Source organism: Candidatus Frankia alpina (assembly GCF_902806485.1).
Classification (GTDB): domain Bacteria; phylum Actinomycetota; class Actinomycetes; order Frankiales; family Frankiaceae; genus Frankia; species Frankia alpina.
The window spans coordinates 1-682 of the sequence record NZ_CADCWT010000541.1; the positions used below are offsets into that span (position 1 = coordinate 1).

The 682-nt window shown below is 71.8% G+C and carries 1 protein-coding gene; it reads right to left on the reverse strand.

Annotated elements, in window-relative coordinates:
* A partial coding sequence (locus G6R25_RS28520) for a DUF6444 domain-containing protein (protein ID WP_235949555.1) occupies nucleotides 1–557 on the reverse strand: 557 nt, incomplete at its 3' end.
* Nucleotides 558–682: the final 125 nt, after the last annotated feature.

The following is a 682-nucleotide window of genomic DNA, read 5'->3' on the forward strand; positions in this document are numbered from 1 at the left end:
GCGGTCATCGCCCCGACCGTGCCGGCCGACAGCGGGATCCCGACCAGCTCGCTCAACGCGGTCGCGGTCCGGTCCTTCGACAGGAACTGGCCCGCGTACAGGTAGACCGCCGCCGCGGTCACCCGCGGCCCGTACTGGACTGGGGCGTTCACCCCGTCCGGCGCGGCCGCCCTCGTGCGCGCCCCGCAACCGCATGCCCGCTCGACCAGCTGATGTTCGACGACCTGGGGGCGTAGTTCGGGCAGGTCGAACACCTGCCGGCGTTCGACCCGGGCCACCGGCCGGCCCGCCAGCAACGCCCCACAGCCCCCACACGGCCCCGGTTCGTGCCACAGACGCACATCAGGATCATCGACCATCCGCAGCGTCGACCCGAGATGCCCCGGCTGCCCACCGGGGCGCCGGCCCGTCTCCTTCCGCAGCGACTTCGGGGGCGGTTCCGCCAACCCATCCGAACTCGGCGGCTTCGCCGAGTTCCGCGAGCTCTTCGCGACCTGGGCCTCCAGCTCCGCGATCCACGCCAACGCCCGCGCCAGATCCGCCTGCAGGCTCACCACCAGCGCCGCGAGCTCGTCATACGACAGCGCGGACCCCCCGGTCAGCGGATCGCCGGATACACCAGGACCCTACGATCTGATCAACCACAGCACGCCAACAGCCCTGCCTGCCACACCACCAGACA